Annotated in this window: 12 protein-coding genes; 5 read left to right on the top strand and 7 right to left on the bottom strand. The window is 51.8% G+C overall.

Annotated elements, in window-relative coordinates; all coding sequences use genetic code 11:
* Positions 1 to 11 precede the first annotated feature (11 nt).
* From CWE12_RS13395 to hemJ, 4 genes are all read right to left on the bottom strand, one after another.
* Positions 12 to 1,706: an NAD-dependent malic enzyme gene (locus CWE12_RS13395; RefSeq protein WP_126790223.1), complete on the bottom strand. Its 1,695-nt coding sequence runs from the start codon at positions 1,704 to 1,706 to the stop codon at positions 12 to 14.
* A 106-nt stretch (positions 1,707 to 1,812) separates the two neighbouring features.
* Positions 1,813 to 3,099, bottom strand: a complete 1,287-nt coding sequence (gene hemL, locus CWE12_RS13390) for a glutamate-1-semialdehyde 2,1-aminomutase (protein WP_126790222.1) — start codon at positions 3,097 to 3,099, stop codon at positions 1,813 to 1,815.
* A 9-nt stretch (positions 3,100 to 3,108) separates the two neighbouring features.
* A complete protein-coding gene (locus CWE12_RS13385) occupies positions 3,109 to 4,122 on the bottom strand; it encodes an aspartate carbamoyltransferase (protein ID WP_126790252.1) in 1,014 nt (337 codons plus the stop codon).
* Positions 4,123 to 4,174: 52 nt separating this feature from the next.
* Positions 4,175 to 4,618, bottom strand: coding sequence for a protoporphyrinogen oxidase HemJ (gene hemJ / locus CWE12_RS13380; RefSeq protein WP_126790221.1), 444 nt, complete (start codon positions 4,616 to 4,618; stop codon positions 4,175 to 4,177).
* A 57-nt stretch (positions 4,619 to 4,675) separates the two neighbouring features.
* Here hemJ and CWE12_RS13375 point away from each other — a divergent pair, with 57 nt between their 5' ends.
* The 4 genes from CWE12_RS13375 to pepQ all read left to right on the top strand — a co-directional run bounded on the left by CWE12_RS13375 (position 4,676) and on the right by pepQ (position 7,830).
* Positions 4,676 to 5,395, top strand: a complete 720-nt coding sequence (locus CWE12_RS13375) for a DUF6776 family protein (protein ID WP_126790220.1) — start codon at positions 4,676 to 4,678, stop codon at positions 5,393 to 5,395.
* A 19-nt stretch (positions 5,396 to 5,414) separates the two neighbouring features.
* Positions 5,415 to 5,762, top strand: coding sequence for an iron-sulfur cluster insertion protein ErpA (erpA, locus tag CWE12_RS13370; protein ID WP_126790219.1), 348 nt, complete (start codon positions 5,415 to 5,417; stop codon positions 5,760 to 5,762).
* A gap of 276 nt (positions 5,763 to 6,038) precedes the next feature.
* The gene (locus tag CWE12_RS13365) at positions 6,039 to 6,422 is read left to right on the top strand and encodes a DUF3718 domain-containing protein (RefSeq protein WP_126790218.1); all 384 of its coding nucleotides are present in this window, start codon (positions 6,039 to 6,041) and stop codon (positions 6,420 to 6,422) included.
* A gap of 94 nt (positions 6,423 to 6,516) precedes the next feature.
* Positions 6,517 to 7,830 (top strand): Xaa-Pro dipeptidase, encoded by a 1,314-nt coding sequence (gene pepQ / locus CWE12_RS13360; protein WP_126790217.1) that lies wholly within the window; start codon positions 6,517 to 6,519, stop codon positions 7,828 to 7,830.
* Here the strand turns inward: pepQ and CWE12_RS13355 are convergent.
* Together CWE12_RS13355 and CWE12_RS13350 are read right to left on the bottom strand one after the other, a co-directional pair.
* Positions 7,827 to 8,936, bottom strand: coding sequence for an anhydro-N-acetylmuramic acid kinase (locus tag CWE12_RS13355; protein WP_126790216.1), 1,110 nt, complete (start codon positions 8,934 to 8,936; stop codon positions 7,827 to 7,829). The two genes, pepQ and CWE12_RS13355, sit on opposite strands and share 4 nt — an antisense overlap.
* Before the next feature lie 6 nt (positions 8,937 to 8,942).
* Complete coding sequence (locus CWE12_RS13350; protein ID WP_126790215.1) at positions 8,943 to 10,250, bottom strand: peptidoglycan DD-metalloendopeptidase family protein; 1,308 nt, start codon at positions 10,248 to 10,250, stop codon at positions 8,943 to 8,945.
* A gap of 253 nt (positions 10,251 to 10,503) precedes the next feature.
* Here CWE12_RS13350 and tyrS point away from each other — a divergent pair, with 253 nt between their 5' ends.
* The gene (gene tyrS / locus CWE12_RS13345) at positions 10,504 to 11,700 is read left to right on the top strand and encodes a tyrosine--tRNA ligase (RefSeq protein ID WP_126790214.1); all 1,197 of its coding nucleotides are present in this window, start codon (positions 10,504 to 10,506) and stop codon (positions 11,698 to 11,700) included.
* Positions 11,701 to 11,772: 72 nt separating this feature from the next.
* Here the strand turns inward: tyrS and CWE12_RS13340 are convergent, their stop codons facing one another.
* On the bottom strand, positions 11,773 to 13,770 hold the full coding sequence (locus CWE12_RS13340; protein WP_126790213.1) for a methyl-accepting chemotaxis protein: 1,998 nt from the start codon (positions 13,768 to 13,770) through the stop codon (positions 11,773 to 11,775).
* Positions 13,771 to 13,807: the final 37 nt, after the last annotated feature.

Here is a 13,807-nt window from a genome sequence, read left to right as displayed (position 1 = left end):
CGTGCTTACCATCAGATACTAACCCGTTTGTATTCACGGTACGCAGGGCGCCAGAAATTTGCATCGATGCGTTCCTGGAGCAGCTCATCAGGCACTTCAAGAGCATGACCCTGCTCCTGCGCAACTTTGCCAACAGCAAAAGCAATACGCTTGCTGAGGTCACTGATGCTGGTAATCGGCGGCAGTAAATCGGTTCCGGTTTCCTGCACCGCGGGTGACGATTCGGCCAGCATCTGACTCGCTGCCATCAGCATCTCATTGGTGATGCGGTTGGCACGCGCAGCCAGAACGCCAAGGCCAATACCAGGGAAAATATAGCTGTTGTTGCACTGAGCTATGGGGTAATAACGGTCTTCATACACGACGGGTGCAAAGGGACTACCGGTGGCGACAATGGCCTCGCCACGAGTCCATTCGATGACCTGCTCCGGTGTCGCTTCGACATTACGTGACGGATTCGATAATGGGAAAATAATCGGTCGCGCGCAGCTTTGATGCATCGCCTGAATCACTTGTTCAGTGAATAACCCCCGCTGACCAGAAACGCCAATCAGGACGGTCGGTTCAGCGCAGTACATCACATCCAGCAACGACGGATAGTCGCCGGCAAACTGCCACTCACCAATGGTTTTGTCGGATTGAACCAGCGCCTGCTGGAAGTCGCGCAACCCCTGCATGCCATTCACCAGCAAGCCATAGCGATCGACCATGTACACTTGTGAACGCGCCTGAGCATCGCTGATACCTTCTGCGATCATCTGATCAATAATCTGTTCGGCGATACCGCAGCCAGCGGAACCTGCGCCGACAAAAACGATCTTTTGCTCACTAAGCTTTTGATTCTTAACTTTGCAGGCGGCCAGCAAGGTGCCAACGGTAACCGCCGCAGTGCCCTGAATATCGTCGTTAAAACAACAGATCTCATCACGATAGCGGTTTAGAATCGGCATTGCATTGGGTTGGGCGAAATCCTCAAACTGGATCATGGCGTCTGGCCAGCGCCGTTGCAGTGAGCGAATAAAGGTCTCGACGAACTCATCATACTCTTTGCCGCGAATACGTTTATGCCGGGCCCCCATGTACATGGGGTCATTGAGTAGCTTCTCGTTGTCGGTGCCCACATCGAGCATGATAGGTAAGGTGTAAGCCGGGCTGATGCCGCCACAGGCGGTATACAGCGAGAGCTTACCAATCGGGATGCCCATCCCGCCGATGCCCTGGTCACCCAGCCCCAGAATACGTTCGCCGTCGGTCACGACAATGACTTTAACCCGGCGTTTGGTTGCGTTGCGCAGAATATCATCCATCTGCTCGCGTTCAGCATAGGACAGGAATAAGCCCCGTGAACTGCGGTAAATATCAGAGAACTGCTCACAGGCATCGCCAACTGTCGGGGTGTATATTATCGGCATCATCTCTTCGAGGTGATCGACCAGCAAACGATAAAATACGGTTTCGTTATTATCCTGAATAGCGCGCAAATAAATATGCTTATTCATCGGCGTTTCAAAGCTTGAGTACTGCATGTACGCTCGCCGAACCTGTTCTTCGATGGTTTCATAGCGCGGCGGCAATAAGCCGGTCAGGTTAAAAGCAATTCGCTCTTCACGGCTAAAGGCACTGCCTTTATTCAATAAAGGCGTCTCCAGCAAAGAAGGACCAGCATGGGGGATATACAGTGGGTGTTCGACTTTCTTTTCGGCCATGAAATACCTTTCGACGACTAAAACAAGGGTAGAATATGCCGCCCGATGATAGGTCGCCCGTGCGCAGGACGCAAGCAGACCAGTCGGGCGGGCACTAACGCCAGGCTTATTTATTCAGCGCGGCGAAGGACTCACGAGCAGCCTGAATGGTTTGTTCGATGTCAGCATCGCTGTGCAGCATCGACATAAAACCGGTTTCAAAGGCGCTTGGCGCGAGATACACACCACGTTTCAGCATTTGGTGATAAAAGGCTTTAAAATGATCCATGTTGCAGGCTGTCGCGTCTGCAAAGCTGGTCACCTTGTCTTTGTCGGTGAAGAAAAAGCCGAACATACCACCGACATGGTTAATGCTTAATGGAATACCGGCTTCGTCGGCAGCATCCTGGAGGCCCTTGACCAGCATTTCCACCGAGCGATTCATTTGTTCGTAACGACCGGGCTCCTGCAGTGCGTTTAGTGCCGCCAGGCCCGCGGCCATAGCGACCGGGTTACCGGACAGAGTGCCTGCCTGATAAACCGGACCGGTTGGAGCGATATGGTCCATGATTTCGCGTTTACCACCGAAAGCACCCACTGGCATGCCGCCGCCAATAACCTTACCTAAGCAGGTTAAGTCCGGGGTAATCGCATAGTATTGCTGAGCCCCGCCCGGTGCGACCCGGAAACCGGTCATGACTTCGTCAAAGATCAGCACTGAACCATTGTCGTCACAGACTTTGCGTAAGCCTTCTAAGAACCCGGGCTGAGGCGGGATGCAGTTCATATTGCCAGCCACGGGTTCAACGATAATACAGGCAATCTGGTCACCGTACTGCTCAAATACCTCGTTCACTTCCTCAAGGTTATTAAAGCTCACTGTCAGCGTGTGCTGTGCCAGGTCGGCAGGAATACCCGGTGAGTTTGGTGTACCTAAGGTGAGGGCGCCGGAACCGGCTTTAACCAGCAGTGAATCCACATGACCGTGGTAGCAGCCTTCAAACTTGAGGATCTTATCTCGTTTGGTGTAGCCGCGAGCCAGGCGAATCGCACTCATGGTGGCTTCGGTGCCTGAGTTGACCATGCGCACCTTTTCTATCGATGGGACGATTTCAATGATCTTTTCAGCCATGGTAATTTCAATCGCGGTTGGGGTGCCGAAACTGAGACCGCGTTCCGCAGCTTCAATCGCCGCATCGCGAATAGCCGGAAAGTTATGACCTAAAATCATCGGGCCCCAGGAGCCGACGTAGTCAATGTAACGGTTACCGTCTACATCGAACATGTAGGGGCCGTTCGCACGCTCGAAGAATATCGGGTCGCCGCCGACGCCGGTAAAGGCGCGTACTGGCGAATTCACGCCACCTGGAATACTGTGTTGAGCTTTACTAAAAAGTTCGCTTGAACGTGACATGAGTACCTCTTAAAGATTGGCTTTGGCACTGTGCCAAACAACGTCGGTTTCGTATTTTTGCAGCAAATTTTCTACGCCCAAGGTGAGCGCGAAAAGTGCCATTCGAATCAGCACACCGTTATCGGCCTGGCGGAAAATGGCCAGGTTCGGATTTTGATTCAAATCGTTGTCGAGCTCATTGGCTTCGGCACGCGAATCACGTGGTAACGGATGCATAATGACGGTATTTGGCTTGTAGTGCCGGGTATAGATTTCATGATTTAAACGGAATTTTCCGCGGTATTGATCAGCGTCCTGCAAATTAGCAAAACGCTCCTGCTGAATGCGGGTCTGGTAGACGATGTCGGCATCCAGCGAGCCTTCAATTTTTTCGGTGACGGTGACCCGGTGACCAGCGCTATCCAGAATACTCAGGATGTCGTCTGGCATAGACAGTTCGCGCGGCGAAATCAGGGTGAAACGGACGTTCTTATACATCGACAACAGCTTCGACAGCGAGTGCACCGTGCGTCCGTATTTGAGGTCACCCACCATACAGATATGCATCCCGTCTACCGTCAGCTGATTGTGTAGCAGCTCTTTTTGAATGGTATATAAGTCTAATAAGGCCTGAGTGGGGTGCTCGTTGGCACCGTCCCCGCCATTGATCACAGGGACCCGGCTACCATCGGCAAACTCTGCTACAGAGCCGGCTTTTGGATGACGCATAGCGATAATATCGCTATAACTCGAAAGCACCCGGGCGGTGTCGTAGAGTGACTCGCCCTTGGCAATGGCCGAGCTTTCCATGCCTGTGGTTTCGCGGACTTCGCCGCCGAGCAGGTTGAAAGCGGTACCAAAACTGACCCGGGTCCGGGTGGATGGCTCGAAAAACAGGTTGCCCAGAATCGCACCATCCAGCACTTTGGTCCGTTTTCTCCGGTGTGCATAGGGCTGCATCTGATCTGCAATAGAAAATACTTGTTGAATGGCTTCAGCATCAAATTGTTTGACCGAAAGGATATTGGCGCCGGTGAAATGCATCGTATGGAGTCCCCAACTGGTTAAAAGCATGCTGGCACTGCATGATAGCAGATCACCAGGGCTTGATCACCGCTAATAACACCACTGCAAAGAGGATGAGTACCGGAACCTCATTAAACACACGGTACCACTTGCCGCTGCGGGTATTGGCGTCATTAGCAAAGGTGCGAAGCAAGCGGAAACAGTAGCCATGGTAGATATACAGCAACGCTACCAGGGCAAATTTAATGTGCAGCCACACTGGCAGACTGCTGACAGTGGCCAGGGCGTACGTCATCAGCAAGCCAAATATAAGGGTGAGAAGTGCAAAAGGGGTCACAAAGAAGAGCAGACGTCGCTGCATCACCTTTAATTGTGCCTGAACAGACGTATCAGTCGTCTCAGCGTGGTAGACAAAGATCCGTGGCAGATAAAAAATACCCGCGAACCAGGCGACCATAAAAATAATATGCAGCGCTTTAAGCCAATCGTAATGCTGAAGTAAAAAGTGGTTCATGTTACTATTTCGGTCATTTCTTAGTTTGGGTATTAGCATACCACAGGTGGTCGTAAGGTGAGTTTTTCGAATTGGCGACAACGTCTTGGACGCTTTCGCTTTACAATAGTAGTCGTTGTCCTGGCAGGTTTATGCGCCTGGGGCGGGTATGAAATTGGCAATGCCAGACTGAAATTTCTTGAACAAGAGCGGGAACGCCTCGAAAACCGTATCACCCGATTGCAGAGTACTATTGAAGATCTGGAGTATCAGACCAATATACTAAAGGTGGAACGTGATGTAGACCGGGTCGCCATCGAGAACTTGCAGGGTGAGTTACGTAGTGCTCAGGACCACACCTCTGAAGTACGCCGCGAACTGTCTTTCTATCAGCGGGTGATGGCCCCTGAACTGGATGCGGATGGGGTTAAAATTGACTCGCTGCAGATTACCGGAGATGGCGGTGACGTGTTCCGCTTCCGCTTGATTCTGGTCCAGCTGGATCGGGCCCAGCAGCAACTGGCACAGGGGTCTTACTCGATTATCCTGCGAGGTCGTCGCAATGGACGTGGGGTTGAGTACAATGTGCTGGAACTGGCCCAGCTCGCAGAGGGCACAGGCAGTTTTGCGATGAATTATTTCACCCGGGTCAATGGCAGTTTTAAAATGCCCGAAGGGTTAAGTCCTGAAACGGTGCAGGTTAACGTGCGCACCCGGGGCGGGCAGCGCACCAGTCAGCAATATAACTGGAATGACCTTGCAAATGCGGGCGCCGCAATGCAAGGCGAATCAAATTAAAGGTCAGGAGGTAGAAGCCATGAGTGGTGTTGAACAGGCATTGCCGATTGAATTTAGTCAGGCCGCGGCGAAACGGGTGAAAACCCTGATCGAGGAAGAAGAAAACGAGACTCTGAAGCTTCGTGTTTTTGTTACCGGCGGAGGCTGTTCGGGCTTTCAGTATGGCTTTACCTTTGCTGAAGAGGTCAACCCGGACGACATGTCGATTGAACGCGAAGGCGTAACCCTGGTGGTTGATCCTATGAGCCTGCAGTATCTGGTGGGTGGAGTGGTCGACTATGAAGAGGGGTTGCAGGGCGCGCGCTTCTTTGTCAATAACCCCAATGCGACCACAACCTGCGGATGTGGAGCTTCATTCGCGGTTTAAAGTGTGTTCGTCATGAACGCGCTCAGTGAATGCTATTAATAGAAAAAATAATCTACTCAACAGACCAGTCGGAATGTTTAGCTGGTTAACAAAATCCTGCACAACGCCAGCCTGTACAAGGGCTGGCGCGGTTGTTTTAAGGCGAGAAAAGTTAACAAAACCTGCTCATAAATCCAGCAGTCATTTAACAATAAAAGTACACGAAATTGCTTGCCTTTTAATCTGTCTGCGGCAAAATTGCGCAAAATTTAACGCACGTCAGATAGGAGTTTGTGGATGAAAAAGTTAGCGTTAGCAACAATCGTTTGTGGTTTAGTGATGGGTACGTCGATTCAAACTGCCTCAGCCAATCAGGTAGCCGAAGGTATTTGTACCGCAATCAGTGCTGATGACCGTCAGCGCCTGCGTACCATTCTTAGCAACCACAATATGCGTTTGCGCAATATCTACTCTGGCGTACGTTGCAATGGCTACAGCATGCTGCAGTTTGCGATTACCGCTGAAGCTGCTCAGGTTGGTGAAATGATCACTCGTCAGTTACCAGCCAGCGCGATTGAAGAAGATACCGTGAATGGTGAAACCATGCTGAACTGGGCAGAATCATCAGGTTATGGCTCTTCCGCGGTGGTTGATGCGGTGCGTTCACGTCTGGGTGAATAAGCCAGCAAACGAATAAACAGAAAAAGGGCGACCATGCAGGTCGCCCTTTTTTTTGTTAAACTCTGGGCTCTTTTTGATCGTAATTGAGGTGATTATGGGTAGTTATGCGAACCACATCAGCACGGTGCAGTCCCGCTTTGACGAAGCGCTGCAGGCCACAGGTTTTGACAGTGTGCTGATCTATTCAGGTCAATCGCAGATAGCCTTTCTGGACGACAATCCGTACCCGTTCCGGGTCAACCCGTTGTTTAAATACTGGCTCCCTGTCACTGAAAGTCCGAAGAGTTTTATCTTTTATAAAGCTGGCTGCAAGCCAGTGGTGTATCTGTATAAAGCGAAGGATTTCTGGCATGCACCCGTCAACATTGCGCCGGCCGAATGGCAGGATCATATGGAGCTGAAAGTCGTCGATAATCTGGCTCAGGTGCGTTCAGATTTGGGCGACGAGCTGGCGAAAACGGCGTATTTGGGCGAGCAGTTCGAACCCATGACCAGTTGGCAGCTGGGTCAGATAAACCCCAAGGCATTGATTGATCATCTGCATTATCAGCGGGCGGAAAAAACTGAATGGGAACTGGAAAACCTGCGCAAAGCAAATGGCCTCGCAGCGCAAGCGCATGTCGCTGCACGTGATGCATTTTATGCCGGCGCGAGTGAAATTGAGATCCAGCATGCGTATCTGAGCGCCATTAATTTCCGTGAGCAGGAAGTGCCCTATAACTCGATTATTGCCTTGAATGAGCACTCGGCCATTTTGCATTATGATGTGTACGACCGCAGCGCTCCCTCCGAGTCGCGTTCCTTTCTGATTGATGCTGGCGCTCTGTACAACGGCTATTGTGCCGATATCACCCGTACCTATGCGGCGCAGAAAAGTGGTTTCTACCAGGAACTGGTGGAGGCAATGGATAAAGCCGAGCAGGCCATTATTGAGGCCATCCGTCCTGGTGTTTCGTATTACGATCTGCATGTTCGCATGCATCACATGGTTGCAACTATTCTGGTCGACTTTGGCTTCTTTAAGATTAGCCCCGAGGAAGTGTACGAGCGCGGCTACACCAATGCATTTTTCCCGCACGGCTTAGGCCACTACATTGGCCTCCAGGTGCATGATGTTGGTGGTTTCCTCAAGTCCGCTCAGGGTGATGCTTATGAGCGTGACGGGCGCCATCCATTCCTGCGTTTGTTGCGTAACATTGAACCGGGTCAGGTCTTTACCATTGAACCTGGCTTGTATGTGGTTGATCAGTTGCTGGAAGAGTTTGACGGCAATGATGACTTCAACTGGGCGCGGATCGCTGAACTGCGGCCTTATGGTGGTGTTCGTATCGAAGACAGTGTGCACGTTACAAATGACGGGGTGGAGAATATCACCCGTGATGCATTTGCTAAGGTAAGTAAATTTTAATTCGCTGGGAAATAGCCGCCGAGTATGGCGGCTCGTGTAGCGCCCGTCACTTCCGGTAGGTTGGACGGGCGTTTCTCGATGTGGCTCCAGGCTAACCAGGCAAACGCCATGGCTTCCACCCAGTCTGGTTCAATTCCAAGCTCTGCAGTGGAGGCAAACGTCACCTCGGGACTAAGCGCTTTAAGCCGATCCAGCAATGCACTGTTGTGCACGCCGCCGCCACAAACGAAACATTCGCGTAGCGCGTAATTGCGCAATGGGTCACCAATCGTAACCGCGGTCAATTCAAGCAGGGTTCGCTGTATGTCGGCCGGGTCGAGATCCTCTGCGGCAAGGTTCTGCTCTACCCAGTCGAGGTGGAAGTACTCTCTGCCGGTGCTTTTTGGGGCTGGCTGGCGAAAGTAAGGGTCTTCCAGCATACGTTCAAGGAATGCCTGATTAATCTGTCCTGACTGAGCAAAGTCACCCTCTTGGTCAAAATAGCGCCCCTGCAGCGGGTGCTGCCTGGTGTACCAGGCGTCGAGCAGGCAATTGCCCGGGCCGGTGTCAAAACCAAGCGTTTGCTTATCCTCAGTAAATAACGTCAAATTGGCAATGCCACCAATATTGAGCACCGCCCGCGAGAGAGCATCACCACCCAGCATGGCCTTATGAAAGGCTGGCGCCAGAGGCGCTCCCTGGCCCCCCAGTGCTATATCCTTACGTCTGAAGTCCGCTACCACATCAATACCTGTTAAGCTCGCCAGCGTCGACGCACAGCCCAGCTGAAGGGTATAGGCCGGGGTTGCTACTGGCATATGGCGAACGGTCTGGCCATGACTACCAATCGCGCGGATACGGGAAGCAGGGACGTCAGCCTGACGAAGGAAATGAAGAATATGCTGGGCGCAGAAAGCAGCGAACTCGCGGTCACAGGAGGCGTAGATATTAAGTTCGTCAGTGGCGGGCTGGGTCAATGCCTGGAGGTGTGTTCTTAGCGTTAAAGGGAGCGGGGCTGAATGGCTCTTGACCAGTCTGGTATGGCCATTTTCATCGATTTCACACAAGGCTATGTCGAGTCCATCCAGACTGGTGCCCGACATCAGGCCAAGGTAAAAATCTGACATCGTTTGCTATAGCTCGTCGTTGTCGTTCATCGCCACCATGACGCGGCGTTGGCTTTCCAGTTGTGCCAGGCGTTCCTCAACGATTACGTTGAACTGGGCCATTTCGCTGCGCGGCAGTGATTCGGCGGCTGGCAGGTCGACCGTACGCGGGTTGCGATGGACACCATTGACTAAGAATTCATAATGCAGGTGGGCACCAGTTACCCGTCCGGTAGCGCCAACTGTACCGATACGCTGTCCCTGGCGAACCCGGGCTCCGCGCTGTACATCACGACGGTTAAGGTGAAGGTATTTGGTGACGTAGCGTTCGCCATGCTGAATGAAAACGTAGTTACCATTGAGGTTATTGTAACCACTTTCAACGACGCGACCATCGCCGGCTGCCATAACGGGGGTGCCTGTGGCTGCGGCATAATCAATACCATTGTGCGGACGAACCTGACCAGTTACCGGATGCACGCGGCGAGGATTAAAATCTGAACTTACCCGATTGAATGCGACGGGTGCGCGGAGGAATGCCTGGCGCATATTGCGGCCGTCAGGCTTGTAGTAATTACCATTGTCATGGCGAATCGCCTGGAAGGAGTCGCCCTGGTTGGAGAATTCAGCGGCGACGATACTGCCGGTGCCAATGAATTCACCATCTATAAAACGCTCTTCAAAAATGACGCTGAAATGATCGCCGGGGCGGATATCCATGACGAAATCCACGTCCCAGCCGAATAGCTCTGCAAGGTTCATGATCTGAGCCTGGGTTAAACCTGCCTGAACCCCTGCATTCCAGAAACTGCTGGAAATCGTTGCATTGGCAAAACCGTAGCGGACTTCGACCTCTCTCAGGTCACGTTGACTCGCGTAGCTGCCGTCTTCCATCAAGGTAATCAGCAGTGTTTCCATGTCATTCAGTTCGTACGTTAGCTGAACTAATTCGCCGTCTGAGTTACGACCAACATGCAGGGCATCGCCCGGGTGAATACGCTGCAACAGGCTGGCATCTTCTGCCTGCGTTACGCGGTGCAGCTGTTGGGCGGAAAAATCGAGGCGCTGGAAAATGCGCGCCAGGCTATCGCCGGAGCGAACCTGGTAGCTCTGCCATTCAAGGTTATCCAGTAATTCATTATCTTCAGCTTCAAGGGCCGCCACATGCAATTCAAGAGCGTAACGCTTACCGAGCTCAAGCTCTTCTGCACTGGAGGTGTTACGCGATGCGCTCGCCTTTTCAGACGGCAGCAAGGCAAGCAACAGCAACGCACCCAGGATGAGCGCGATGACCACTTTATGTTGTCGCGGCAGATGATGAATAAATTGTGTCATGAGATGACCCTTGAACTACCTGTATTTAGCGCACTTAATTATCGTTAGCATTATTGTCAGCCTGAACACTACAGAAGACTGTCCGTATCAGGCCGAACTTGTCAGACTGCACGAGGCATGCAAAGTTGCATTGTAACATTGTAACTGTGCAAACATCGAGCAGTATCTGTATATGCTTGCCAGAATGCTTAAAAGCTCAACAAAAATCAAGTAGAATGCGACCTTCAAACGAATTTCAGGGCGAGGAAAGTAAATGAACGGTAAGCCAGGAGTCGCGGAATTACTGCGCGGAGTAGATGAAGTTCTATTGGCGGATGAGCTTGAGAAGAAGCTCAGCAGCGGTAAGACATTGACCGTCAAAGCTGGCTTCGACCCCACCGCGCCGGACCTGCATTTGGGCCACACTGTATTGATTAATAAGCTAAAAATACTTCAGGACATGGGCCATAACGTGGTCTTTCTGATCGGTGATTTTACCGGCATGATAGGTGATCCGACGGGCAAAAATGTGACCCGGAAACCACTCTCCCGGGATGATGTGCTGGCCAATGCGCAGACCTATAAAGAGCAAATATTTAAAATTCTCGATGCAGAAAAAACTGAAGTTCGTTTCAATAGTGAATGGATGAATGAGCTTGGCGCCGCAGGACTGATTAAACTGGCAGCCAGTTCCACGGTCGCCCGTATGCTCGAACGCGACGACTTTAAGAAGCGTTATCAGGGTGGTCAGCCGATTGCCATTCACGAGTTTCTGTACCCACTTATCCAGGGCTGGGATTCGGTTGCGCTGAAAGCTGACATTGAGATGGGTGGTACTGACCAGCGCTTCAATTTATTGATGGGCCGTGAGCTGCAAAAAGAAAACGGTCAAACGCCACAAACGGTGATTACAGTACCGTTGCTTGAAGGACTCGATGGCGTGCAAAAAATGTCTAAGTCACTGGGCAACTACATAGGTATTACCGATGCGCCAAACGATATGTTTGGTAAGGTGATGTCGGTCTCAGACGAACTGATGTGGCGTTATTTTGAGTTATTGAGCTTCCGCTCAGAGGATGATTTAGCCCAGCTAAAAGCGCGGGTAGAAAACGGCGAGAACCCACGTGATATCAAAATCGAACTGGCTAAAGAGCTAATCGAGCGGTTTCATGATAAGGCCGCTGCCGACGGTGCCGAGCAGGATTTTATTCAGCGCTTCCAGAAGAATGCGATCCCGGATGAAATGCCGGAACACAGCCTGCAGCTGGACGACGCCCAACTTGGTATCGCAAGCGTACTGAAGGAAGCCGGCCTGGTATCTTCAACCTCAGAAGCGATGCGTATGGTTAAGCAGGGCGCGGTAAAACTGGACGGTGACAAGGTGACTGACAGTAAACATCAATGCCAGCGTGGTAGTACTGCAGTGTATCAGGTAGGAAAACGTAAGTTCGCCCGCATCACACTGAACTAACTAGCTTGGTGTAGGGCAATAAAAAAGGCGTCTGATATATTCAGACGCCTTTTTTGATCGTGTTTACGTAGCTTACAAGCGGAAGCTCTTCACGCTGTCCTGCATTTCGGCAGACAGTTTAGCCACTTCGTCACTGGCTTCGGCCGTCTGGCGAGCGCCAGATTCAGCCTGCTCAGCAATAGCCACAATGGCTTCCAGCTTCTCGCTGATATCCTGCGCAGTAGCACTTTGTTGTTCTGCTGCGGTGGCAATGGCGGTACTGCTGTCAGATGCCTGGTGCACTGACTCAGTAATGGCCTGCAGCGCAACAGAGGCTTCGTCAGCCTGGGTTACACAGGTCTCAGCCTGGGCTCGACCACGTTCCATCACGGTAACCGCACGGTTTGAATCGTTCTGCAGACGTTCAATCATATCCTGAATTTCTTCAGTTGACTGCTGGGTCCGGCTGGCCAGGGTGCGAACTTCATCGGCTACAACGGCGAAGCCGCGACCTTGTTCGCCCGCCCGGGCTGCTTCGATCGCTGCGTTCAGAGCCAGTAGGTTGGTCTGTTCGGCGATACCGCGAATCACGTCAAGAATGCCGCCAATGTTGGAGCTGTTTTCCGACAATTGGTTGATGACGTCCGAGGCGTTCTGGATTTCGCGCGCTAACTCTTCGATGGTGCGTTTGTTTTCATCCGAGATAACACGGACACGTTTCGCTTCTTCATCCGAATGCTGGATTTCATTCAGTGCCTGAGTTGCGCCGTTCGCCATTTCTGTCGAGGTGCTGCTCATTTCCTGAGTCGCGGTTGCTACCTGTTCAACCTGACTGCGCTGCTCCTGAATCGAGTTCCGTGAATCGGCAGAAACACTGGAGGACTCTTCAGCTGCGGTTGCCAGTTGTGTAGCACGGTCTGCAATGCCTTCAATCAGCTCACGCAGGTTAAAGATAAGTTTATTGATGTTACCGGAAAGCTCACCAAACTCGTCATTTGCACTGTCATCGAGACGTCCGGTCAGGTCACCGTTGGCCAGTGTATTGAGCATGTCATTAACCCGGCCCAGTGGGCGGCTAATTGAGCGCACTGTGACAAACGCAATGATCACCGCAAGTGCGATCGACAGAATAGTTAGCACAGCATTCAGCCAGCCACTGCGGGTAATCGCGTTGCCTGCGTCCATTTGAGCGCTATCAGCGACCTGTTGTACCTGGCCCTGTAGATCGGCCATTTCGGTCAGGATCACATCCATCAGCTGATTATTGGTCCCTAGCAACGCTTGCGCGTCTTCGCGGGCCTGCAGTCGCTCGAACACGACGGCAACCAATGAATCATCGCTGTCGCTCAGACTGTTGGCTGCGGTGTCAATGTAATCACCCACGTCAGCTAGCAGGGCATGATCAGAAAGCCCGGTAAGTGTTTCGTAACGCTCGCGGGTTGAATCAACCGCCACTTCAATCTCACTGCGAATAATCTCGGCGCGACCCTGTTCTTCAACGGCTACCAGGTCGTAGGCCAGAGTCACAAGGCTATTAAGACTGTTCTCAAGCTGGCCTGCCTGAGTGCGAAGCTCGTTGCTAAGGCCCTGGACATCGGTCAGGTCAAGCAATGACATCGCCGCATCGTCAGCAGAAAACTCAATGTCGCCCAACAGGCTGTCACGGGTATTAGCAAGTCGCAGGTAGCGGGTCTGGTAGTCGAAGATTTGCCCGACCTGAGAGGTGAAGCTTTGAATATCCGCTTCCAGAATTTCGATCTCATCACGTTGGTCAGTTGCATTCAAACGTTGAGCGAGCTCTTCGAGTTGAGTGTCAACGGCCGTCGATGCCTCGGTAAATTCACCTTGCAGGGTTTCCACCGTTGCCAGACGCTGACTGTGAAATGCTTCCAGCTGGCTGTTCGAGAGTTGTAGTAATTCCGTTTGCAGATTTGCCACACCAATTAAGGAGGGAATCGCAACGTCACTTACTTCTTCAGATGACTCGCCAATGCCTTTCAAACTAAAGAAGGAACTTAAACTTATAATAAGCAGTAACAGGGTAATGATGGCAAAGCCACCGATAACCCGCGCCGCAACGGTTAACCTCATGGTATTCTCCTACCGACAACCTGATAATTTATAGTTA

The sequence above is a fragment of the Aliidiomarina sedimenti genome (genome assembly GCF_003986955.1).
GTDB lineage: Bacteria > Pseudomonadota > Gammaproteobacteria > Enterobacterales > Alteromonadaceae > Aliidiomarina > Aliidiomarina sedimenti.
Note: the sequence above shows the minus strand (reverse complement) of the source record. Positions and strands in the feature narration are given on the sequence as shown.

Coding starts and splice junctions, on each gene's coding strand:
- CWE12_RS13365 (WP_126790218.1), top strand. CDS start 6,039: ATGAAAAAGTTAGCGTTAGCAACAATCGTTTGTGGTTTAGTGATGGGT.
- CWE12_RS13350 (WP_126790215.1), bottom strand. CDS start 10,250: ATGACACAATTTATTCATCATCTGCCGCGACAACATAAAGTGGTCATC.
- CWE12_RS13385 (WP_126790252.1), bottom strand. CDS start 4,122: ATGCATTTCACCGGCGCCAATATCCTTTCGGTCAAACAATTTGATGCT.
- hemL (WP_126790222.1), bottom strand. CDS start 3,099: ATGTCACGTTCAAGCGAACTTTTTAGTAAAGCTCAACACAGTATTCCA.
- hemJ (WP_126790221.1), bottom strand. CDS start 4,618: ATGAACCACTTTTTACTTCAGCATTACGATTGGCTTAAAGCGCTGCAT.
- erpA (WP_126790219.1), top strand. CDS start 5,415: ATGAGTGGTGTTGAACAGGCATTGCCGATTGAATTTAGTCAGGCCGCG.
- CWE12_RS13340 (WP_126790213.1), bottom strand. CDS start 13,770: ATGAGGTTAACCGTTGCGGCGCGGGTTATCGGTGGCTTTGCCATCATT.
- pepQ (WP_126790217.1), top strand. CDS start 6,517: ATGGGTAGTTATGCGAACCACATCAGCACGGTGCAGTCCCGCTTTGAC.
- CWE12_RS13355 (WP_126790216.1), bottom strand. CDS start 8,936: ATGTCAGATTTTTACCTTGGCCTGATGTCGGGCACCAGTCTGGATGGA.
- CWE12_RS13395 (WP_126790223.1), bottom strand. CDS start 1,706: ATGGCCGAAAAGAAAGTCGAACACCCACTGTATATCCCCCATGCTGGT.
- tyrS (WP_126790214.1), top strand. CDS start 10,504: ATGAACGGTAAGCCAGGAGTCGCGGAATTACTGCGCGGAGTAGATGAA.